Annotated in this window: 22 protein-coding genes and 1 riboswitch; of the genes, 5 read left to right on the top strand and 17 right to left on the bottom strand. The window is 27.4% G+C overall.

The window, feature by feature from the left end:
- Positions 1-22: 22 nt before the first annotated feature.
- Complete coding sequence (locus tag CLTHE_RS04240; RefSeq protein WP_080022135.1) at positions 23-892, bottom strand: metal ABC transporter substrate-binding protein; 870 nt, start codon at positions 890-892, stop codon at positions 23-25.
- Between the two features lie 205 nt (positions 893-1,097).
- Between CLTHE_RS04240 and tsaE the strand changes: the two genes are divergently transcribed.
- From tsaE to rimI, 3 genes are read left to right on the top strand one after another with little or no spacing between them, the layout of a single operon-like run.
- A complete protein-coding gene (gene tsaE / locus CLTHE_RS04235) occupies positions 1,098-1,562 on the top strand; it encodes a tRNA (adenosine(37)-N6)-threonylcarbamoyltransferase complex ATPase subunit type 1 TsaE (protein WP_002598631.1) in 465 nt (154 codons plus the stop codon).
- Positions 1,563-1,582: 20 nt separating this feature from the next.
- The gene (gene tsaB / locus CLTHE_RS04230; protein ID WP_080022134.1) at positions 1,583-2,296 is read left to right on the top strand and encodes a tRNA (adenosine(37)-N6)-threonylcarbamoyltransferase complex dimerization subunit type 1 TsaB; all 714 of its coding nucleotides are present in this window, start codon (positions 1,583-1,585) and stop codon (positions 2,294-2,296) included.
- A 7-nt stretch (positions 2,297-2,303) separates the two neighbouring features.
- Entirely contained in the window at positions 2,304-2,732 is a 429-nt protein-coding gene (gene rimI / locus CLTHE_RS04225; RefSeq protein WP_080022133.1) for a ribosomal protein S18-alanine N-acetyltransferase, read from the top strand.
- A 188-nt stretch (positions 2,733-2,920) separates the two neighbouring features.
- Here the strand turns inward: rimI and CLTHE_RS04220 are convergent, their stop codons facing one another.
- From CLTHE_RS04220 to CLTHE_RS04170, 11 genes are all read right to left on the bottom strand, one after another.
- Positions 2,921-3,268: a hypothetical protein gene (locus CLTHE_RS04220; RefSeq protein ID WP_080022132.1), complete on the bottom strand. Its 348-nt coding sequence runs from the start codon at positions 3,266-3,268 to the stop codon at positions 2,921-2,923.
- 226 nt (positions 3,269-3,494) lie between these two features.
- Positions 3,495-4,094 (bottom strand): ECF transporter S component, encoded by a 600-nt coding sequence (locus tag CLTHE_RS04215; protein WP_080022131.1) that lies wholly within the window; start codon positions 4,092-4,094, stop codon positions 3,495-3,497.
- A gap of 117 nt (positions 4,095-4,211) precedes the next feature.
- Positions 4,212-4,331, bottom strand: a riboswitch (FMN riboswitch).
- Between the two features lie 228 nt (positions 4,332-4,559).
- A complete protein-coding gene (locus tag CLTHE_RS04210; RefSeq protein ID WP_080022130.1) occupies positions 4,560-5,417 on the bottom strand; it encodes a tagatose bisphosphate family class II aldolase in 858 nt (285 codons plus the stop codon).
- 24 nt (positions 5,418-5,441) lie between these two features.
- Positions 5,442-5,870 (bottom strand): PTS galactosamine/N-acetylgalactosamine transporter subunit IIA, encoded by a 429-nt coding sequence (gene agaF, locus CLTHE_RS04205; RefSeq protein WP_080022129.1) that lies wholly within the window; start codon positions 5,868-5,870, stop codon positions 5,442-5,444.
- Positions 5,871-5,881: 11 nt separating this feature from the next.
- Positions 5,882-7,045 carry an SIS domain-containing protein gene (locus CLTHE_RS04200; protein ID WP_080022128.1) on the bottom strand — a complete coding sequence of 388 codons (1,164 nt, stop codon included), beginning with the start codon at positions 7,043-7,045 and terminating at the stop codon, positions 5,882-5,884.
- A 5-nt stretch (positions 7,046-7,050) separates the two neighbouring features.
- Positions 7,051-7,788 (bottom strand): GntR family transcriptional regulator, encoded by a 738-nt coding sequence (locus CLTHE_RS04195; protein ID WP_080022127.1) that lies wholly within the window; start codon positions 7,786-7,788, stop codon positions 7,051-7,053.
- A 157-nt stretch (positions 7,789-7,945) separates the two neighbouring features.
- A complete protein-coding gene (locus CLTHE_RS04190) occupies positions 7,946-8,797 on the bottom strand; it encodes a PTS system mannose/fructose/sorbose family transporter subunit IID (protein WP_080022126.1) in 852 nt (283 codons plus the stop codon).
- Positions 8,787-9,554: a PTS N-acetylgalactosamine transporter subunit IIC gene (gene agaW, locus CLTHE_RS04185; RefSeq protein WP_002598641.1), complete on the bottom strand. Its 768-nt coding sequence runs from the start codon at positions 9,552-9,554 to the stop codon at positions 8,787-8,789. The genes CLTHE_RS04190 and agaW overlap by 11 nt, the downstream gene beginning before the upstream one ends.
- Before the next feature lie 45 nt (positions 9,555-9,599).
- On the bottom strand, positions 9,600-10,076 hold the full coding sequence (gene agaV / locus CLTHE_RS04180) for a PTS N-acetylgalactosamine transporter subunit IIB (RefSeq protein WP_080022125.1): 477 nt from the start codon (positions 10,074-10,076) through the stop codon (positions 9,600-9,602).
- Positions 10,077-10,152: 76 nt separating this feature from the next.
- Positions 10,153-10,719 carry a hypothetical protein gene (locus CLTHE_RS04175; RefSeq protein WP_080022124.1) on the bottom strand — a complete coding sequence of 189 codons (567 nt, stop codon included), beginning with the start codon at positions 10,717-10,719 and terminating at the stop codon, positions 10,153-10,155.
- A gap of 472 nt (positions 10,720-11,191) precedes the next feature.
- Entirely contained in the window at positions 11,192-13,351 is a 2,160-nt protein-coding gene (locus tag CLTHE_RS04170) for a Tex family protein (RefSeq protein ID WP_080022123.1), read from the bottom strand.
- A gap of 147 nt (positions 13,352-13,498) precedes the next feature.
- Here CLTHE_RS04170 and CLTHE_RS04165 point away from each other — a divergent pair, with 147 nt between their 5' ends.
- Positions 13,499-13,831: a hypothetical protein gene (locus CLTHE_RS04165; protein ID WP_080022122.1), complete on the top strand. Its 333-nt coding sequence runs from the start codon at positions 13,499-13,501 to the stop codon at positions 13,829-13,831.
- Positions 13,832-13,922: 91 nt separating this feature from the next.
- A complete protein-coding gene (locus CLTHE_RS04160) occupies positions 13,923-15,272 on the top strand; it encodes a M28 family metallopeptidase (RefSeq protein WP_080022121.1) in 1,350 nt (449 codons plus the stop codon).
- Positions 15,273-15,387: 115 nt separating this feature from the next.
- On the opposite strand, the gene prfB is transcribed toward CLTHE_RS04160, so the two are convergent.
- The 5 genes from prfB to CLTHE_RS04135 all read right to left on the bottom strand — a co-directional run bounded on the left by prfB (position 15,388) and on the right by CLTHE_RS04135 (position 21,894).
- Positions 15,388-16,489, bottom strand: a protein-coding gene (prfB, locus tag CLTHE_RS04155; protein ID WP_207651190.1) for a peptide chain release factor 2 whose coding sequence is annotated in 2 segments (ribosomal slippage) — positions 15,388-16,410 and positions 16,412-16,489 — 1,101 coding nt in all. Because the reading frame shifts where the segments join, the coding sequence is not laid out codon by codon here.
- Positions 16,490-16,554: 65 nt separating this feature from the next.
- Entirely contained in the window at positions 16,555-19,071 is a 2,517-nt protein-coding gene (gene secA / locus CLTHE_RS04150) for a preprotein translocase subunit SecA (protein ID WP_080022119.1), read from the bottom strand.
- Positions 19,072-19,271: 200 nt separating this feature from the next.
- Positions 19,272-19,802, bottom strand: a complete 531-nt coding sequence (gene hpf, locus CLTHE_RS04145; protein ID WP_080022118.1) for a ribosome hibernation-promoting factor, HPF/YfiA family — start codon at positions 19,800-19,802, stop codon at positions 19,272-19,274.
- A gap of 494 nt (positions 19,803-20,296) precedes the next feature.
- Positions 20,297-20,935 carry a ComF family protein gene (locus CLTHE_RS04140; protein ID WP_080022117.1) on the bottom strand — a complete coding sequence of 213 codons (639 nt, stop codon included), beginning with the start codon at positions 20,933-20,935 and terminating at the stop codon, positions 20,297-20,299.
- Positions 20,908-21,894 (bottom strand): hypothetical protein, encoded by a 987-nt coding sequence (locus CLTHE_RS04135; RefSeq protein ID WP_080022116.1) that lies wholly within the window; start codon positions 21,892-21,894, stop codon positions 20,908-20,910. Before CLTHE_RS04135 ends, CLTHE_RS04140 begins: the two co-directional genes overlap by 28 nt.
- Positions 21,895-21,938: the final 44 nt, after the last annotated feature.

Below are 21,938 nucleotides of genomic sequence, written 5' to 3'. Positions count from 1 at the left end.
TCTAAACTCGTCAATATCTTTTTTATTTATACACGCTCAATATGCTATTTATATTGTTTTTTAATAACTCCATATAGCTTATACTTTCATTATAGCTTTGAAGGGAAATTGTTCTTAACCCCTCTGTATCTTCTTTGCTTCCAGAATTTTTTATTACCACTACATTATTTCTATCTAAATTATTGTCTTTTATATACTTATCAAATGAAATATTTTCACCTACAACAGTATATTGAATTCCTAAATCTGATAATAGATATTCAAAGTCTTTATTTCTAGTCAAGAAAGTTATCTTTTTATTTGACTTTTGAACTACTGTTGAAAAGTTGTTAGTTAATTTATTTATTTGACCTACCATATTATTATAATTCTTTTCATAAAATTCTCTGTTTGCTGGATCTTTTTCTTGTAAAGCTGATTTTGCATTATACAGCATTATTTCAAATTCATTTGGCCCAGTCCAATAATAAGGATTTATTACTTTTTGTCCTTGTTCAGTAAAGTATCTTGACCTTATTCCTCTTGATAAATCAACTACACCAACATTTAATTTATTTAAATCACCTAAAAAGTCATTTACCCAAGGCTCATATCCATTTCCTGTATAAAAGAAAAGATTCATATTAGAAACATTGTTAACTGCGTCTTGAGTTGGCTTATAATCTTTATTTTCTTTTTCATTGCTAAACATATATTCAATATTATGCCTTCCATCTGTTAAAGAATTTAGCATATAATATTCTGACTTTGTTGAAGCCATTATATTTAAGTATACACCTCTATTAGTTTTATTGACATCACCTGTCTCTGCTAAAAGTGGTTTAGAAAAACCTCCTAGCCCTATAAAAAAAGCTCCTGTCACTATAATCATAATAAAAGTTAACTTTTTCACATCTTCACCCCCACGGAGTTATTAAATTATCTATTTTAAACCGATCTTGTTTTAAATTTTGTAAAATTTTAGTCTATTGTTATTTTACACTCTCTAAAACTTTTTTTCAATATAAAGAATTTTCTAAGTCAGTATAGCTTTTCTTTTTTTTATTTTTTGGATAGAATAAAAGGTAAAGACTAAATAATTAGAAAGGAGACAACATATGATTTTTGAAGTAAACTCTATTGAAGAAACTAAAGCTATTGGTTACAATCTTGGAAAAGCTTTAAATTCTGGAGATATTATTTGTCTAACTGGTGACTTAGGAACTGGTAAAACACATATTACTAAAGGTATAGCTGAGGGATTAGAAATAAATGAACCTATTACAAGCCCTACCTTTACTATTGTTAATGAATACCACAGTGGAAGATTAACTCTTTTTCACTTTGATGTATATAGAGTAAATGACCCTGATGAAATTTATGCAATTGGATTTGATGATTACATTTTTTCAGATGGAGTATCAATAATTGAATGGGCTAATTATATAGAAGAAATTCTTCCAAAGGATTATATACATATTTTTATAGAAAAAGATCTTTCTAAAGGTGAAAACTACCGTAAGATTACTATTAATACTTATGGAGAAAAATATGATTATGTAAAAAATATAAATTTAGCTTAATTAATGAAGGAGATTTTTAAATGTTAGTTTTAAGTGTAGATTCATCATCAAAATGTGCTACTTGTGCTATTGTAAATGATGAAGGTGTAGTATCTGAATATACTTTAAATAATAAGCGTGAACATTCTGTTCTTATAATGCCAATGATAGAACAATTATTAAAAGATTCAAACTTAACTATTGATGACATAGATGGTTTTGTTGTTTCTAAAGGACCAGGTTCTTTTACTGGACTTAGAATTGGAATGGCAACTATAAAAGGACTTAGCTTTGGTTTAAACAAACCTTATGTAAGTGTTTCTACTCTTGATGGATTAGCTTTATCTCTTTCTTCTTTTAATGGAATTATATGTCCTATAATGGATGCTTTAAGAGACACAGTTTACACTAGTTTCTATAAATTTAAAGATGGAAAGCTAGAAAGACTTATGGATTACACATCTTTATCTCTTGAAGAACTTAAAGATTCCTTAAATGAAAAAGGAGAAAATGTTATCTTTACAGGAGATGGAGTTTTTAAGCATAAAGAATTTTTACTTGAAAACATAAATAATTGCTCATTTGCATCTAACCATGTAAATGTAGTAAAAGCTTCTTCTATAGGAGAAATAGGCCTTGAACTTTTAAAAGAAGGTATTAAAGATGATGATAACTCTTCACCTCTTTATATAAAGCAACCACAAGCAGTTCGTGAATTAAATCAAAGGCTACAAATGAAAAGTGAAGCACAATAGTATCTTTATGGAAGAAAAGCACATTGATGAAGTTCAATATATCAGTGAGGTTAGCATAAAAGATTATTGGAGCGTTGATGAGCTTAAAAAAGAATTAGATAATAAAGTAGCAAAATATTTTATTCAAGAAATAGACGGCAAAGTAGTTGGATTTGCAGGAGTATGGGTAGTTTATGATGAAGGTCAAATAACTAATATTGCTGTACATCCTGACTATAGACGCAGAGGAATTGCAACTAAACTTTTAGAAGATATGATTGAACATCTTAAAACATTAGATTGTTCAATTATTACTTTAGAAGTTAGAAAATCAAATACTAAAGCATATGATCTTTACGCTTCTCTTGGTTTTACAGATGAAGGAGTAAGAAAGAGATTTTACAAAGATGGCGAAGATGCAATTATAATGTGGTATCGCTATGAAGATTTTGAATAAATTTATAAAACTCCTATTAGAATAAATTATTGTTCTAATAGGAGTTTTTATTTTATGAAAATTTTTATATTCATTTTTTATAATCTATATTTTTGTTTATAATATTTCATTTAAATTATATATAAATTTTCTTATCTATATTCATAATAAATATAATTTTTTAATTCATATAAAACTTTTAATGTATATTAAATTGATTTTCTTAATGGCTTAAAATGATTTTTAAATCTAAATGCTAATATACCTAAAGCTGCATAGATAATTGTTGGAATTATTACTGTTCCCATATTATAGAATAAAGAAATACTAAAAATAATACTATAGGCTGATAAACCCATTCCCCAATATAAATCTCTTTTATTATCCACAATTAATCCTTGTATAATAAATATAAGTGGGAAAAATAAATAAATTCCTACGAGAATATTTTTACTGTATTCATTTTGTATATCTATAAGTATAAATAATAATATTATTATTCCTGGCAAAGCCCTTTTTAAATAATTCTTAAAGCCATATTTTTCTAAATAATTCATAATTCTCACCCTTTATTTTTCTCTTAATTTCATTTTACCATATTTTGTATTATATATACACTTAAAGCCTCATTTTCTTTCATAAAATAACTTTAAAATTATTTATTATTTAAATTTTATAATACTCCTTAATTTTTTATTATAAATAAAAAGATGACTTCTAATAAATACTAGAAATCATCTTTAAATAATTATTTTTGTTTTAACCTTATTTTATCAAATTGTACTAATTAGTAACTTCTTTTAAATTTTCTTTTTTTGTAAGACCTGACTCAACTTTAAACAATGAATGAGATAGCTTTTTATATAATACATAAGTTATTCCACTAATTATTAATCCCTTAATTAAGTTAAAAGGTATTAATCCCCAAACTATATATTCTGTAAGCTTAGCTCCTACCATCTTCATACCGTATAAAGGTAATAAAATATATACATTAGCTAATATACCAACTATTATCATTAAAATTATTCCAATTAACATACCTAAAACAGCAGTTTTTTTTGATTTACTTTTAAAATAAATAAAGCTAGCTGGTAAAATTAATGATAATCCAACTAAAAAGTCTGCAAGCTCTCCAACTCCTCCTGATTGGCTACCTGTTAAAAAGCTTAAAAGGCATTTAAGGAATTCAAGTAAAATTCCTGTTACTGGTCCAAAAACAAAAGCTCCTATTAATATTGGAACATCACTTAAATCAACTTTAAGCCAAGGTGCTATTGGAATTATTGGTATTTGGATAAAGCCTAAAAGAAAGGCCATAGCCACTAAAATTGAGATTTTTACCATTTTACCGGTATTTCTTTTTTTGTTTGTGTGTGTCATTTTCATACCCCCAAAATTAATCTTCTTTTGGGTAAGGTCTTAGATTTTTTCATATAAAAAAGCCCTGACATATATTTATATCAGGGCATAAAATTCTATACAAAAAAAGAATCTAAATCTTACCTTCTTTCATCCAGACTATACTGTCGGCCTCGGAATTTCACCGAATCATGCTAAAAACTTAGCTCGTGGGCTATAACCACCGGTGGGGAATCACACCCCGCCCCGAAGATATTATTATTTAATTTACTCTTTAATTATAATAAATTAGTTATTCTAGTGTCAATATTATAATTTAAATTATATTTATATAGATGTATTATCCCCAATATTAGTTTATTTAGCTAAAAATGCTCTTGGATATTAGGCAAATATATTAAAAAAATAATTTATATAAAAATAAAAAGCATCTATTTTAAATAGATGCTCTTTAATAAATAAATCTATATAATTAACTAAAAAAATTTATGCTTTTCCATTACTTCCACATAAAAGAATTTTATGCTTAACTACCTCTTTCATTGCTTCTTTACCAGGTGTCATGTATTTTCTTGGGTCATTTGCATTTGGATTATCATTGAAATATCTTTTTACTGCATCTGAAAAAGGTATTTTTAAATCAGTTGCTATATTAACTTTACAAATTCCAAGTTCAATTGCTTTTTTAACCAATTCATCTGGTACATCTGATGCTCCATGTAAAACAAGAGGAACATCTACTTTAGCTCTTATTTCTTTTAATCTATCAAAATCAAGCTTTGCTTTACCTTTATATAATCCATGAGCTGTTCCAATTGCTACTGCTAATGAATCTATTCCTGTTTTTTCAACAAAATCTCTTGCTTGTTCAGGATTTGTATACATTGCATCTTTTTCATCTACAACTAAATCATCTTCTTGTCCACCAAGTCTTCCAAGCTCAGCCTCAACTGTTGCATCAAATTTATGAGCATATTCAACTACTTCACTTACAGTTCTAATATTATCTTCATAAGCTTCATGAGAAGCATCAATCATAGTTGAATTAAATCCTTCTCTTACATAACCTTTTATTTTTTCAACATCTTCAAAATGGTCTAAGTGAATTGCTATTGGAATATCATATTTCTCTGAAGCAACTTTTGCCATTGAAACTAAATAATCTCCTCCTGCATATTCAATAGTTGATGGTGTTCCTGCTAATATAACAGGTGATTTTAATTCATTAGCTGTTTCTACTACTACTTGTAAAGTTTCTAAGTTGTGTATATTAAATGCAGGTACTGCATATCCTTCCTTTTGAGCTTTTTTTAACATTTCTCTTGTTGATAAAATTTTTTTCATAATTTTTTCTCCTACCCTTTAATTTTATATTCCATCTTCACAATCTTCTATTTCTTGTTTAGCTTTCATTTCAAATTCTTGAATTGAAGTAACTCCAGATTCTTTAGCAAAAGCTAAAACTTCTTCTAAGTTCTTTCCATCTCTTAATAAAGCTGTTTCTATTATCATTCCTAAGTTTGTCCCAGATAAAACTTTTATATGTTTATCTGAACTAACTCCTATAGTTGCTGAAACTTTAAATGGAGAACCTCCTGCTAAATCTGCAAGAACAAGTATTTCTTCTGTACCTAATTCTTCTATTCCTTTTTTGATTTTTTCTTCTAAAGTTTCAACAGTATCATTTTCTGTAAAATCTATTCCTATTAATTTTTCAGGAGTACCTGCAATTAATTTTGCTGCACTTAAAACTCCTGTTGCAAAATTTCCATGTCCAGTTACTATAATTCCTACCATATTAACCTCTCCTATTTATTATATTCATGTATTATTACACCTTTTACTACTCTATTAACAGTTCCATCTGGTCTAGGATTATCAGGTGATATACCTAAATGAAGTGAACTAAATAACCCAAATATTTGTCCATATAACATGTAATTAAATACAGTGTATACTTCATCTATATTAGCTCCACCTATTTCTAAATATTTGTCACTTATTTGCTCAATTTCTTTATTTTCTTTATAGCTTATAACAGCTAATTTATGTCCTCCTTCATCTCCATGAATTTCTCTTATTAAATCCATATCATAAAGATTTGTATAGTCATTAGTTGAATTCATAAATATTACTAAAGTGTTGTCATCAATAATTGATTTTGGACCATGTCTAAACCCTAATACAGATTCAGTTACTGTAACAACTTTTCCACTAGTTAATTCTAAATTCTTTAAAGCCATTTCTTTACAAAGTCCTTTTAAATAACCAGAACCTAAATAAACAACTCTATTACAACCAAGTTCAACTAACTCCTTAACTTCATTCCATTTATTATCTAATATATCTTGTCCTTGATTAGCTATAACTTCCACAATTTCTTTATTATCCTCAATATTTTCAATATCAAATGTTAATATTGTTGAAAGAAGCATACAACTAAAAGAACTTGTCATTGCAAAACTTTTATCATTAGACTCTTTTGGCATTAATAAACATAAACTATTTGAATCTTCACTAGCTTTTTTTGCTAGTTCCCCATTTTCATTACATGTAATTACCAGTTGGGCTATATTTTTAACATTATCTTTAAAAAGATTATATGCACCTACACTTTCTGGACTGTTTCCTGATCTAGCATAAGAAACTAAAATTGTTTTTGTATCCTCTTCTATAAATTCTGATGGATTTGAAACTAAATCAGTTGTTGGTATAGCTTCTACTCTAACTTTTAGTTTTTTTGCTAAATATAAATAAATTGTTTGACCTACATAATCTGATGTTCCTGCACCAGTTAAAATAACTCTAGTTTCTTTATCTAAATTTTCACTTAAAAATTCTTTTATTTTTTCTTTATTTGTTTTAACTATTTCATAAGTCTCTCTCCAAAGTTTAGGTTGTTGGTTTATTTCTTTACTTGTAAACTCAGCTCCTAAATTTATTAGTTCATCTTTTTTAATTCCAAAAATCATTTAAATTATCCCCTCTCATTGTTTTGTAGTCTTACTACATATTTAAATTTATCTCCACGAGCAACCCCAACTGTATACTCTATTAATCTATTACCATCATAAGCAAATCTTTCTATATTCAAGCTTGGACTTCCTTGAGGTATTTTTAAATATAAGCTTTCTATCTTTTCTGTTAAAACAGGTTCAAAATATTCCTCAGCAAACTTAACTACAACACTATATTTCTTTTTTAAAACTTCATACATTGGCATTTCTTTTAGAAGTTTTTTAGTTAAATTTTCAAACATTTCAAATGGAAGATATGTTATTTCATGAATCATAGGAACATCATCAGCTTTTCTTAATCTTGTTATCTTGTAAAAAAGATTATCTTCATTACAATTAAATTTTTCTTTTAAAATCTTTGTAGCCTCAATTATTTCAAAGCCTAATATTTCTGATTTAGGTGTTTTTCCCAGCTTTCTCATTTCATTTGTAAAAGAATAAAAACTATCTAAATGTTGCTTTACTCTTTTAGATGAAATAAATGTTCCTTTACCTTTTACTTTATATATATAGCCTCTTTTCTCTAATTCCCCCATTGCTTGTCTAACAGTTGTACGACTAACATCATATAAATCACATAATTCTCTTTCAGACTCTAATCTGTCATCTTCTGATAAACTTTTTTCTATTTTCTCAATTAAAATATCTACAAGCTGTAGATATTTTGCTTTTTCTGCATCTTTATCTACTTGCTCCACTTGTTATTACCACCTCACTTAAAGATAATTGCTAGAACTTATAACTTTAGCTAGTAAGTCCTAGCAATATCTATATTTTTATAATATTTCAACTAATAAAAAGGTTTCTTTATTTATTTATATTAAATAATATTTTTTAATAACTACTAGCCAAATCTTATAATATTTCAAAGAATCTTCCTACTAATCCAATAACTATAGTTAATCCTATTAACTTAACTGGTGAATATCCTTTTTTAAGAAGTTTATATATTAAGAATGTATATCCTAATGGTAATAAATTAGGCATTACAGCATCTAATATACTTTCTTGAATTTTTAAAGTTGCTTGTCCTATAGTTGGTTCAGCAGTTATTTTTAAGCTAACCATTGAAGCTATAAGTCCACCAACAACAGTTAATCCAACTATTGAAGCAGCATGTGATATTTTCTTAGTTTGCTCTTTAAGATTAGCAATTGCTTTAACACCAGTGTTATAACCATAATTCATTAAGAAAAATCTTAAGAAGAAATGTAAAGCATTAAATAATATTAAGAAAACTATTGGCCCTGCTATATTTCCTTGACCTGCAAGTTCAGCTCCAATACCAACACAAATTGGAAGTGCAGTTAACCAGAATAACGCATCTCCTATTCCTCCTAAAGGACCCATTGTAGCTACTTTTATAGCTCTAATTGTGTTTCTATCTTCTTTTCCTTCTTCCATAGCAAGGATTAATCCCATTATGAAAGTTACTAGGAATGGATGTGTATTAAAAAATTCTAAGTGATCTTTCATTGAATTTGATAAATCTTGTTTATTTGTATGAATCTTTTTAAGACCTGGAAGTAAACTATATAACCATCCACAAGCTTGCATTCTTTCATAGTTAAAGGAAGCTTGTAAAAATAATGATTTCCATGCCATCTTTGTTAAATCGCTTTTAGTTAATACCTTTTTTACACTTGGGTCTGCATATCCAGTATTATTAGTTTGAGTAATTGGTTTAGTTTGTACTTTAGATGCCATCTTCAAAATCCTCCTTTACTACAACTACTTCTTTCTCTCCATTTTTAGAATTATAATCATAAAGAGCTATACAAAGTCCTATTAATGCTAATGCTAATATTGGGATTTGGAAATAAGTTACTAATAAAAATCCTCCTATTAAGAAAGCAACATATTCTTTTTTAAGCATGATTTTTAATAACATTGCAAATCCGATTGCTGGCATCATTCCACCTGCAACTGATAATCCTCCAATAAACCATTCTGGTATTGCTTGAACTATTGCTTGTGCTTTATCTGCTCCAAAGTATACTGGTAAAAATGCACATAAGAAATATGAAACAAATAATATTGCCATTCCAAGATAGTTTATATTGTCTATTCCTTTTGTATTTGCTTCTTCAGCATATTTATCAGCTGTATGCATTACAGGTGAGAATGCTGTAAATAAAAGAGTTATTCCTGCTTGAGCTGCAACTGCAAATGGTATTGCTACCCCAACTGCTGCTTGAGCATCTAATTTTGTTATAATTGCTATACTTGTACCAATAATTCCTCCAATAACAACATTTGGTGGTTGTGCTCCTGCTAGTGGTACCATTCCAGCAAAAACTAATTCTAATGCTCCCCCAACTATAAGTCCTGTTGTCATGTCTCCAAGAATAAGTCCTACGATAGGTCCTGTTACTATTGGTCTGTGTATGTGAGTAAGTCCATCAAACATATCGATACCCGCTATACCAGCCCAGATTCCAATTAATAGTGCTTCAATTAACATGTGTTTAACCTCCCATAAATTTTATTTATTTAAACATTAATCTGTTTATACAAACTTCTTAATGTCTATTTCAACTCTTTCATCAGGAACTCTCCTAACCTCTACTTTTATACCTAAATCTAATAATTCTCTAATTGTTTTTTTATCATCTTCATCAACAGAAACTGTAGATGCAATTTGTTCTTTTCCTTCACTAAAATGCATATTTCCAATATTTAATTCTTTTATTGGAACTCCACCTTTTACTAGTCTTAAAGCATCTTGTGGTGTTCTACATACTAAGAAAATCTTTTGTCTATCAGCTGCTTTGTGTATTACTTTTATTGTTTTATCAATGCTGAAAAATCTTGTTTGTATTGCATCTGGAACAACCATATCCATTAAACTTTGTTGAACTGGGTCTTCTGCTACTTCATCATTCGCTACTAAAATTAAATTAGCTCCTAAATGATTTACCCAAGTAACCCCTACTTGTCCATGTATTAATCTGTTGTCTACTCTTGTTAATAAAATATTTGGCATTTTAATCTCCCCTTTTATCTTTTATTTATAAAATTTAAATTGATAACCTTTTCATAAAGTGGTCTATTTTTTATTTTTATTGTGTTACACTTTTTCGTTTTCCAAAGCTCATTCCTAAAACATAAGCTATTAATGTTACTATGGATAATAATGCGATAAATATTAATCTTGCCTCTATTCTCATTATTGAAAGTATCACTAAATAACATATCATATTTATAATTCCCATAATAACTAAAGATATTTTTCTATACTTTTCTTGAATTTTAGTTACTATATTAAATTTTTCTTCCTCACTTAACTCAATTTCCTTATATTTTTGAAATAATTTTTTAGCTGCAATTTCTGCTACTATTTTTTTACTTAATATTTCTCCAGAGAATATTATTATAACTCCAAGCATTGATATTATAAGCAAATTAAAGTTATTGATATCAACTCCCATAATTGACTTTATAATTATAAATACTAAAAACAATATACAACTAACAATTGAAACTATTGGTAATATAAAGCTTAATAACATCATAGAAAATTTAATTTTACTTTTCATATTTTTATCTTTATTAATTACACTTGAAAAAATCATAGTTCCCAGAAATGTTATAATTATAAAGCTTATAAAGAAAAATAAATATCCCACATTATCCCTTCTTTCTTTTAGTAATAAATAATTGAATTAATCACTTGTTACTACCACTTTATTCTTTATATTTTGATTTTAACACCAGTTTTAACTATATTTCTATAAAAAGTTAAAATATAGCAATATATTATATTTTTCTGTGTTTTATATAGTATTGTTGCTAAATTTTATATAATATTTATATAAAAAAACCTATGGCAAACTTAATTACCATAGGTTTTTATGTGAAAATTTTTAATAATTCTATTTATTAAAATCAATTTTTCAATAATTTTATAAAATAAATTAATAATCTTGTAGTTACCATATATAAAACATTTAATAGTAAAATTATCTTTTTAATTAATTTATTTTAAATCTATTTTTCTATATCAAAATTAGTCATTATGTTAATATTAATATTTTTATAATTTAAAATTCTCTTTTAATTTTGATCAAATATATAACTATCCCAAAATCAAATTAATATCTAATTTAATCCCTTCATAGTAAGACTAATTCTATTTCTTTTTTCATCTATTTCTAAAACACTAACTTTAACAACATCTCCAACTTTAACAATGTCTAAAGGATGTTTTACAAATTTATCTGCCATTTGGCTCTTATGAACTAATCCATCTTGGTGAACTCCAATATCTACAAATGCTCCAAAGTCTGAAACATTTCTTACTGTCCCCATAAGTTCCATTCCTGATTTTAAGTCTTTAAGTTCTATAACCCCAGTTTTTAATATTGGTTTTGGCATTTCATCTCTTGGGTCTCTTCCTGGTTTTTGAAGTTCTTTAACTATATCACTTAAAGTCATTTCTCCAACTTCTAATTCTTTAGCTAAATTATTTAATCCAATCTTTTTAACTCTTTCTTCAATGTCATTTAAAGCTTTATTTTTTAAGTCTTCCATAGTGTATCCAAGTTTCACTATTAATTCTTCTGCTGCTTTATATGATTCAGGGTGAACTCCAGTATTATCTAATGGATTTTTACTTTCCATAACTCTTAAGAATCCTGCACATTGTTCATATGCTTTTTGTCCTAATCTTTTTACTTTTAAAAGTTCTTTTCTAGATTTAAACTCTCCATTTTCTTCTCTATAAGCTACTATATTTTCAGCAATTCCACTGTTTATTCCTGAAATATAAGTTAAAAGACTTGGTGTTGCAGTATTTAAATCTACTCCAACTTTATTAACTGAATCTTCTACAACTCCTTGAAGTGATTCTGAAAGTTTCTTTTGAGCAACATCATGTTGATATTGACCAACTCCTATAGCTTTAGGATCAATTTTAACTAATTCTGCAAGTGGGTCTTGAAGTCTTCTTCCAATTGATATAGCCCCTCTTACTGTAACATCTAAATCTGGATATTCTTTAGTTGCAAGTTTAGATGCAGAATAAACTGATGCTCCAGCTTCTGAAACTATAACATAAGCTACTTCTTTTCCAGTTTCATTTTTTATTTCTTTTATCATTTCACTTATTACTTCTTCTGATTCTCTTGAAGCCGTACCATTACCAAGTGATATTACATCAACATCATATTTCTTTATAAGTGCTTTAAGAGTTTTCTTTGTTCCTTCAATATCCTTTTTAGGAACAGTTGGATAAACAGCAGTATTTTCTAGGAATTTTCCGTTCTTATCTAAAATTGCAATTTTACATCCTGTTCTGAAACCTGGATCATATCCCATTACAACTTTACCTTTTATAGGTGCTTGAAGTAATAATGCTTTTAAATTTTCTTTAAAGATTTTTATTGCTCCTTCTTCACCTTTTTCAGTTAATTCACTTCTTATTTCTCTTTCAATTGAAGGATAGATAAGTCTTTTTAATGAGTCTTTAATTCCTTCACTTAAATATTCATCTGTATCTTTATTTCCCTTTAATATATTTTTTTCTAAATAAGTTATTAATTTATCTTCATTTATAGTTACTTTTACAGAAAGAATTTTTTCTTTTTCTCCTCTATTTATAGCTAATATTCTATGTGGAGGTATTTTAAATACTTGTTCACTGTATTCATAGTACATTTCATAAGGTGTTCTTTCTTCACTGCTACCTTTTGTTTCAATTACACCTTCTCTAAAAACTAAATCTCTTATCCATTTTCTATATTTAGCTTCATCAGATATTTTTTCTGCAATTATATCAAGTGCACCTTTTATTGCATCTTCTACAGTTTCAACACCTTTTTCTTCACTTATATATTTCTTTGCTTCTTCTTCCACATCACCTTTAAACTTTCCTTCTAAAATAAGTTCTCCAAGTGGTGCTAAACCTTTTTCTTGTGCAATTATTGCTCTAGTTCTCTTTTTAGCTTTATATGGTCTATATAAATCTTCAACCTCAGTTAAGGTTTGAGCCTTTTCTATATTTCCTTTTAACTCTTCAGTTAACTTTCCTTGTTCATCTATAAGTCTTATAACTGCTTCTTTTCTATCATCTAAATTTCTTAAATAATTTAATCTCTCTTCTAAATTTCTTAAAACTTCATCTGATAATCCGCCAGTTCTTTCTTTTCTATATCTTGAAATAAAAGGAACAGTATTTCCTTCATCTAACATTTCAATAACATTATCTATGACATTTAATTTTAAATTTAATTCTTTAGCTAATCTTTCATTTATGCTCATAAAAAAACCTCCAACCTTTATTCTACTTAATTATTATACCCTTTATTCCTCTCTTATCAATATTTTTTGAATTTTTTTCATTTTTTTCTATATTTTATATTGAATATATTGTATAATTTAATTGGAAATATTTTACAGGAGGTTTTTATGAACAATATAATTCAAAAAATATTATCTTTGACGCTTTTAATATTAATCACTCTGTTAACTTTTGACTATTTCAAAGTAATAGAATTTGATAAAGTATTAAAAAATTGTTTTACATTCATAATAGTTATATCTTCTGTTATATCTTCTATGGGAGTTATATTAAGTAAAGCACCAGGGTTTATGAAATTCATAAATTATGTAATTATACTTTCCTTATTACTTGGAGGAATGCTTATAATAACTCAAAATAAATTAAATTTATTTGTTGCGATATTTTTAGTTTTTACAATTTCTTATTCCCTCATAGATATGTTGTATAAAAGTGCCTAGAAATAAAGTCTGTTTAGTAGTTATCATTAATAATTCATATTAAAAGAAGTTTATTAATAAATATTAATAAACAATATTTTAAGGAGTTTATATGATAAAAAAACTTTACAGACTTTTTTTCTTTTTATCAGCTTTAGTATTTATTCTGTTATCATTTATCTACATACCATTTCACGATTTTGATAGCTTAGAACTAAAAGAAAACATATCCTATCTAGCATCTGATAAAATTGGTGGAAGAATTTGTGGTTCAGAAGAAAATGATTTAGTAGCAGAAGAAATAGCTAAAAAGTTAAGCGAATTAGGGCTATCTCCTCTAAGCCCAAATTATAAAGAGGGTTTTCAAATTACAGTACCTTATAAAACAAATGACAAAGGGGTTTTAAAAATAAGAGATTTTTCTTCTAAAAATGAAATAAAAACTTTTTCCTATGGAGTTGATTTTAAAGAAGACTTATTAAACTTTAAGGAAAATTCTATTTCTTTATCTAAAGAAGATGATTTAAAAGTCTTTGAAAATGCATTAACTTTTAAGAAAAATGGTAATCTATTTTTCTTCTATGTTCCTAAAGAAAATAACTTTGATTTTAGAAGCTCATTTATTAATGACTCAAAAATATCTTTTTCAGTAGCATTAAATAAAAATACTTTTACTGAAATAGTGTCTTCTTTAAATTCAGGTAATGAAATCTTCGTAGAATTACCTTACTCTACAAAAGTAACTGAAGCTTTTAATGTAGCTGGAAAAATTGAAGGAAAAGATTCATCTTTAAAACCATTAATTTTAACTGCTCACTTTGACCATTTAGGAACAGATTGCTTAAATAATGTTTATTGTGGTGCCTTAGATAATGCTTCTGGTTCTTGCTTTCTTTTAGAAGTTGCTAAAGTATTTTCATCTCTAAAAGTTAAACCAGAAAGAGATATTATTTTTGTATTTTTAAATGCTGAAGAATTTGGGCTTATAGGCTCAGAAGAATTTGCTAAAAAACACTCTTCTTTAGTTTCAGGTTCTCAAGTAATTAATATTGATATGATTGGAGCTCCAAATACAGAATTATCAGCAGTTCGTAGTGAAAAGGACAAGTCTACTGCTTCAGAAAATTTAGAAGATATAAAAAATTTAAAAGAAAACTTAGAAATTAGTTATGAAGACTCTAGTGATCATGCTAGCTTTTCAAAATATGGTGCAGATTCTTTAACTTTAACTCATAATGATACAAGTAAAATCCACACTCCAGATGATAAACTTGAATTTATCTCAACTAAAGCTTTAGATAAAGGATTTAACCTTTTAAGTAAAAAGGTATCTAATTATTGTTACTCTCCTTTTTCTAGAATATTATTTAATAGCCGTGTTTATATTTTATCTTTCTTAATATGTTTAGTTTATATTTTTTATAAAAGTGTAAGCTCAATAAAACACAAAAAGAAAAACTAAAACAGAATTATATAATTAAAAAAAAGGATGCAATTTTGCATCCTTTTTAATTCTTAAAATAAATTCATAAAAGTAATAGTCAGGGGGGATAACTTATTACATCTTATAGTTTATATTATTCTTTTCTATTTAATTCTGCTACTATAAATTTATCTATATCCCCATCCATAACAGCTTGAACATTTGATGTTTCTTCACCAGTTCTATGGTCTTTTACCATACTATATGGATGGAATACATAAGACCTTATTTGACTCCCCCATCCCATATCTTTTAGCTCACCAGTTAAATCTTCTATTTTTTCTTTATGAGCTCTTTCCTTTAATTCAATAAGTTTTGATTTTAACATTGCCATAGCTGTATCTCTATTTGAGAATTGACTTCTCTCACTTTGACATTGAACTACTATTCCTGTTGGCAGGTGAGTTATTCTTACTGCTGATTCTGTTTTATTAACATGTTGACCTCCAGCTCCACTTGCTCTATAAGTGTCTACTTTTAAATCATCAGGTTTTATATCTATGTCTTGCTCTTTAGTAAGCTCTGGTAAAACCTCTACTGAAGCAAATGAAGTTTGCCTTTTTCCATTTGCATTAAAAGGTGATATTCTAACTAATCTATGGATTCCTTTTTCAGCTTTTAAATATCCATAGGCATATTCACCTTTTATTTCTAAAGTAACACTTTTAATTCCAGCTTCTTCTCCTTGAATTAAATCTAAAGTTTCAACAGAAAATCCTTTCTTTTCACACCATCTTGTGTACATTCTAAGAAGCATTTCTGTCCAATCATTTGCATCAGTTCCACCAACACCAACATGAAGAGTAAATATAACATCATTTTTATCATATTCTCCTGATAAAAGATTTTGTATTCTATATTTCTCTACTTCCTCTTCAATGTAATTTATTGAACTTATTATCTCTTCAATAGATTCTAAATCATCTTCATCCATCATCTCTTGAAGAACTTCTACATCATCAATAGCAGTCTCTAATTTATTAAAATTCTCTAATTTATCTTTTAACCCTTTACTTTCTTTTGTTACTTCTTCTGCTTTTTTTATATCATCCCAAAATCCTGGAGTTTGCATAACTAAGTCTAGCTCTTGTATTTTTTTATCTAAGCCATCCTTGTCAAAGTAAATTCCCCATTTCTTGCACTTTTTCTTTTAAACTTGGGAATTTAGCTAATGCTTTTTCTAAGTCTACCCTCATGCTTTCACCTCTTTCATAATTTAAAAATAGCAGTGAGTAATAACCCCACTGCTATTATCTATTTATTAAACTTCTCTTCCACAGCAGTTTTTAAACTTCTTACCGCTTCCACATGGACATTTTTCATTTCTACCTACACTAATTTCTTTTCTAATAGGCTCTTTTTTCTTTGGCTCTTCATTATTTGAACCATGAGTTTCAGTAGTCTTTTGAACTACTCTTTCTCTTTCTGGAGCTCTCTCCATTTGAACATGGAATAAGTACTTAACTGTATCTATTTTTATAGATTCAATCATTTCCTCAAACATGTCACTACCTTCCATTTGGTATGCTTGAACTGGGTCAACTTGCTTAAATGCTCTTAATCCAATACCTTGTTTTAAGTGATCCATAGCATCTATATGATCCATCCATTTCATATCAACATTTTTTAATAGAACAACTCTTTCGATTTCTCTTATTCTTTCTTCACCAAATTCTAATTCTTTGCCTGCATATATTTCAATAGCTATAGTTTCTAATTTTTGTTTTATATCTTCAGGCTCAAGATTCATTAAATCATCTATAGTTATTCTATTTGCAGGAATACAAATTTCATCTAAATAGAATATTAATTTCTTTAATGCTTCTTCGTAATCTTCTTCTACACCTGCTAAGTGACTATCTACAGCTGATGATATAACATCTTTTATCATATCAACAATTTGTTCTCTTAAGTTTTCACCTTCAAGAACTTGTGCTCTTTGCTTATAAATAACTTCTCTTTGCATATTCATAACATCATCATATCCTAGAAGATTCTTTCTTATGTCAAAGTTATGTCCTTCAACTTTCTTTTGAGCACTTTCTATTGATTTAGTTATGATTTTACTTTCTATAGCATCATCTTCTTCAAGTCCTAATTTATCAACCATAGCATGAGTTTTTTCAGACATGAATATTCTCATTAAATCATCCTCTAATGAAATATAGAATGTTGATTCTCCTGGATCTCCTTGTCTTCCTGAACGTCCTCTAAGCTGGTTATCTATTCTTCTTGATTCGTGTCTTTCAGTACCAATAATCTTAAGACCACCAACTTCAACAACACCTTCTCCAAGCTTGATATCAGTACCTCTTCCTGCCATGTTAGTTGCTATTGTAACTGCATTAAGCTCTCCTGCATTACTAATTATTTCTGCTTCTTGTTCATGGAACTTAGCATTTAATACTTTATGAGGAATCTTTTTCTTTCTTAAAAGTCCAGAAATAATTTCTGATTTTTCAATACTTGCAGTACCAACAAGAACTGGTTGACCTTTTTCATGTGAAGCTATTATTTCATCTATAATAGCATTATATTTTCCTTTTGCTGTTTTATAAACAACATCATGATTATCTACTCTTTGAATTGGTTTATTTGTTGGAACAACTATAACGTCTAATCCATAAATTTCTCTAAATTCATTTTCTTCTGTTAAAGCTGTACCTGTCATACCTGATAATTTATTGTACATTCTAAAGTAGTTTTGGAATGTTATTGTTGCTAATGTTTTTGATTCTCTTGCAATTTTAACATTTTCTTTTGCTTCAATTGCTTGGTGAAGACCATCTGAATATCTTCTACCTTCCATAAGTCTTCCTGTAAATTCATCAACAATTATAACTTCTCCATCTTTAACCATATAGTCTTTATCTTTTTTCATAAAATAGTTAGCTTTTAGGGCTTGAGTTACATAGTGTTGTAATTGCATATTTTCTGCATCAGCATAGTTTTCAACATTAAATGTTTTTTCTGCTTTCTCTACCCCATTTTGTGTAAGCATAACTGCATTTGCTTTTTCATCTATAGTGTAATCTTCTTCAGCTACTAACTTTTTAACGAAGAAATCAGCTACTTTATAAAATTCAGTTGATTTTTCTCCAGCACCTGAAATAATAAGTGGTGTTCTAGCTTCATCAATAAGAATTGAGTCAACCTCATCCACAATAACAAAATTAAGTTTTCTTTGAACTCTTTCTTCTTTATAGATTACCATATTATCTCTTAAGTAATCAAAACCGAACTCATTGTTTGTTCCGTATGTTATATCACAATTATAAGCAGCTCTTCTATCATCATTATTTATGTCATGAATTACAACTCCTGTTGTAAGTCCTAAGAATCCATAAAGTTCTCCCATTTGCTCTTTATCTCTATTTGCAAGATAGTCATTTACTGTGATTACGTGAACACCTTCTCCTGTAAGTGCATTTAAGTAAGCAGGAAGTGTTGCAACAAGTGTTTTACCTTCCCCAGTTTTCATTTCTGCTATTCTTCCTTGATGAAGAACTACTCCTCCAGCAAGTTGCGCTCTATAATGCTTCATTCCAAGAACTCTCCATGAAGCCTCACGAACAACAGCAAATGCTTCAACTAATAAATCATCAAGAGTTTCTCCATTTTTAAGTCTTTCTTTAAATTCATCTGTTTTAGCTCTTAGTTCTTCATCACTTAAAGCCTCCATTGTTGATCCTAATTTGTCTATTTTATCAACTGTTGGTTGTATTCTTTTTACTTCTCTTTCGCTATATGATCCAAATAACGCTTTTAAAAATCCCATATTTTCTTCCTTTCAAATTTTTAAAAAATTACTAATTTAAAATTAGCTAAACGATTATACATTATTAAATTATACCATTTACTAGTATATTTTTTCAACTTTTAGCCTTTTTTATTTATTTATTTTTTAATTATATATATTTTTTTATTTAATAATCAAAAAAAGCCCTGTAGAAATTTCTACAGAGCTTATATTATTCTCTATTTATATTCTGGATCTAACAATCCATAATTTCCATCTTTTCTCTTATATAGAACACTAATATTATTTGTATCTGTATCTTGATATACAAAGAAATTATGTCCTAAAAGTTCCATTTGAAGTACTGCTTCCTCTGAATTCATTGGCTTCACAGCAAATGTTTTAGTTCTTACTATTTTTCCTTTAGTTTCTTCTACTTCTTCTAAATCAGTTGCTATTTCTGCAAATCTTAATGATTGGTTGTATTTTCTACTTAATTTAGTTTTTTGTTTTCTTATTTGTCTAACTAACTTTTCTTCAACCATATCTATTGACTTGTACATATCTTCTGTAGCCTCTTCAGCTCTTAACATTATTCCACTGAAAGGAATTGTGACCTCTACAATATGTCTGTTTTTTTGAACTGATATCGTAACTTTTGCATCTACTTCTTTTTCAAAGTACTTATCTAACTTTGAAATTTTCTTCTCTATCACTTCTCTTAACGCAGGTGTTATCTCAATATTTTTTGACATTACTGTTACTTTCATAAAGTCCAGCCCCTTTCTATATTAGAACTAAATCTAACGACTTATTTTTAAAAGAAATATTATGTTTTCTTCTTGTTTATATTATACCAGTTTTAATAATCGTTTTCAATAATTTTCTGAATTTACTGAATATTATTTTTTATAACTTTAAATATAACTAAATATTTTACATATAAAAATCCATAATTTAATTTTTATTTTCTCACAAAATTTAATTTTACATATAAAAAAATAAGCATCACAAAACATAAAATTTTATGCTTTATGATACTTATTTTTTCATAAAGTTAGCTGACCTGGTTTTTGCCCCCACACTCGCCTACTGGAGATTTCGCTACCCGGAATTAACCTCTCACTACTAACCCTCTCAGATTTTCTGGTAGGACTTACTTCTATACCGCACCATGCTCACTAGAACTTTGCCTAGGTTACGTGGATCGTTTCGCCTGCGACTGGCATCGACTTTCAACCACAGACCTAACTTTACATTAATATTATATATCACTTTTCCCAATAGTCAATAATTTTATTTTATTAACACCACATTTTTTTAAAATTCTCTCACATTCTCTTATAGTTGCTCCAGTTGTTATAACATCATCTACTAAAACTATATTTTTTCCTTTTATTTTTTCTATATTTATAGCTTCAAAAGCATTTAAAATATTTTTTTCTCTTTGCTCTTTATTTAAAGTTTTTTGTGCTCTTATTTCTTTTACTTGTTTTAATGTTTCTAAAACATCAACATTTAGCTTTTTACTAGCCTCATTACATAAGTATTCACATTGATTAAACCCTCTATTTTTCAACTTATTTTTACTTATAGGCACATATGTTAAAATATAATTCCTATCTTCATTTTTTAATTTTTCAACTATAAAATCACTTAACAATTCTCCAGAATTAAAATTCTTTCTAAACTTAAAGTCTAGAATAAGCTTTTTTAAAGTTGAATTATAATAAGCATAACTTATCTCATTTTCATTGCACTTTTTTATGTCTTTTCTGCATTTTTCACAAATGCCTTCTACTTCCTCTTCTTCACATACTAAACATAAATATTTTTTAGGATATATAACTTCAAATATTCCATCTTTTATACCTTCTATAAACTTAAATAATGTTCCTCCCATAATTTCTTATTAAACTCTCTAGTTAGTTTGCTAGCTTTTTCCATCTCTTCAGTTATCTCTTTACAAACTAAAATAACTTCTGAAATATTATCATTATTAGTAGTTAATTTACCGCACATATAAAGTATTTTTTTATAATCTATTTTATCATTATCTGCAAATAGGGTTACTATACCATCTAACTGTGAGATTTTACAAACATCCTCCATATTATTAGTTATTATAAATATTGCCCTATCTTTTATATTTAAATCATTTTTGTAGTTTTCCGCCTTTATAACTTTTACGCCTTCTATTTTAATTTCTTGCACATAATAATTATATAAATTTTCTATATCTTCATAGTAAGGTACAAAAAATGCTATTTTACTTTTTCTTTCTTTAAACCAAAGAATATAATCATAAAGGCTATATGGAATATCTTTATTTAAATCTATTCTTGTAGTTATTATTCTAGGTTCTAAAAATCTATTAGTAATCTTAAAATTGCTAATATCTATTATTCTATTTACAAATGAACAGCTTTCAATTCCATATACTATAATCTTTTTAGAGTGAATTCTGCATTTATTATATAAGCTTTCTAATCCAAAAGAATTTATTTTAAAATAGGTTGAAATATCATCTATTATTACTAAGTCATAATTTTTTATTATGTTATATGTGTATTTTAAACTCATAAACACAAGATTTGAATTACTTAACCCATCTTTAGAATAAGATATTTTTTTTCCTTTTTCTAAACTTAAGCCTTTAACTATCTCTGAACTAACACCTTCGTATCCCCATAAATATAAAACTTTCCCATCATTTTTTATAACTTTTCTTATAATATCTATAAAAATAGTATTACTTTGAAATGGTCTTCCATACATAAATAATAAATTTTCATTACTAGCTAACCAATTTTCCATAGCTTTATTTAAATTTTTTAATTCTTTATTTACAGTTCTTTTCAAAGTATCCCTCCTATCTTTACATTACTATTCTAAAAATAAATTTT

Source organism: Clostridium thermobutyricum DSM 4928 (assembly GCF_002050515.1).
GTDB classification, from domain to species: Bacteria; Bacillota; Clostridia; order Clostridiales; family Clostridiaceae; genus Clostridium; species Clostridium thermobutyricum.
Note: the sequence above shows the minus strand (reverse complement) of the source record. Positions and strands in the feature narration are given on the sequence as shown.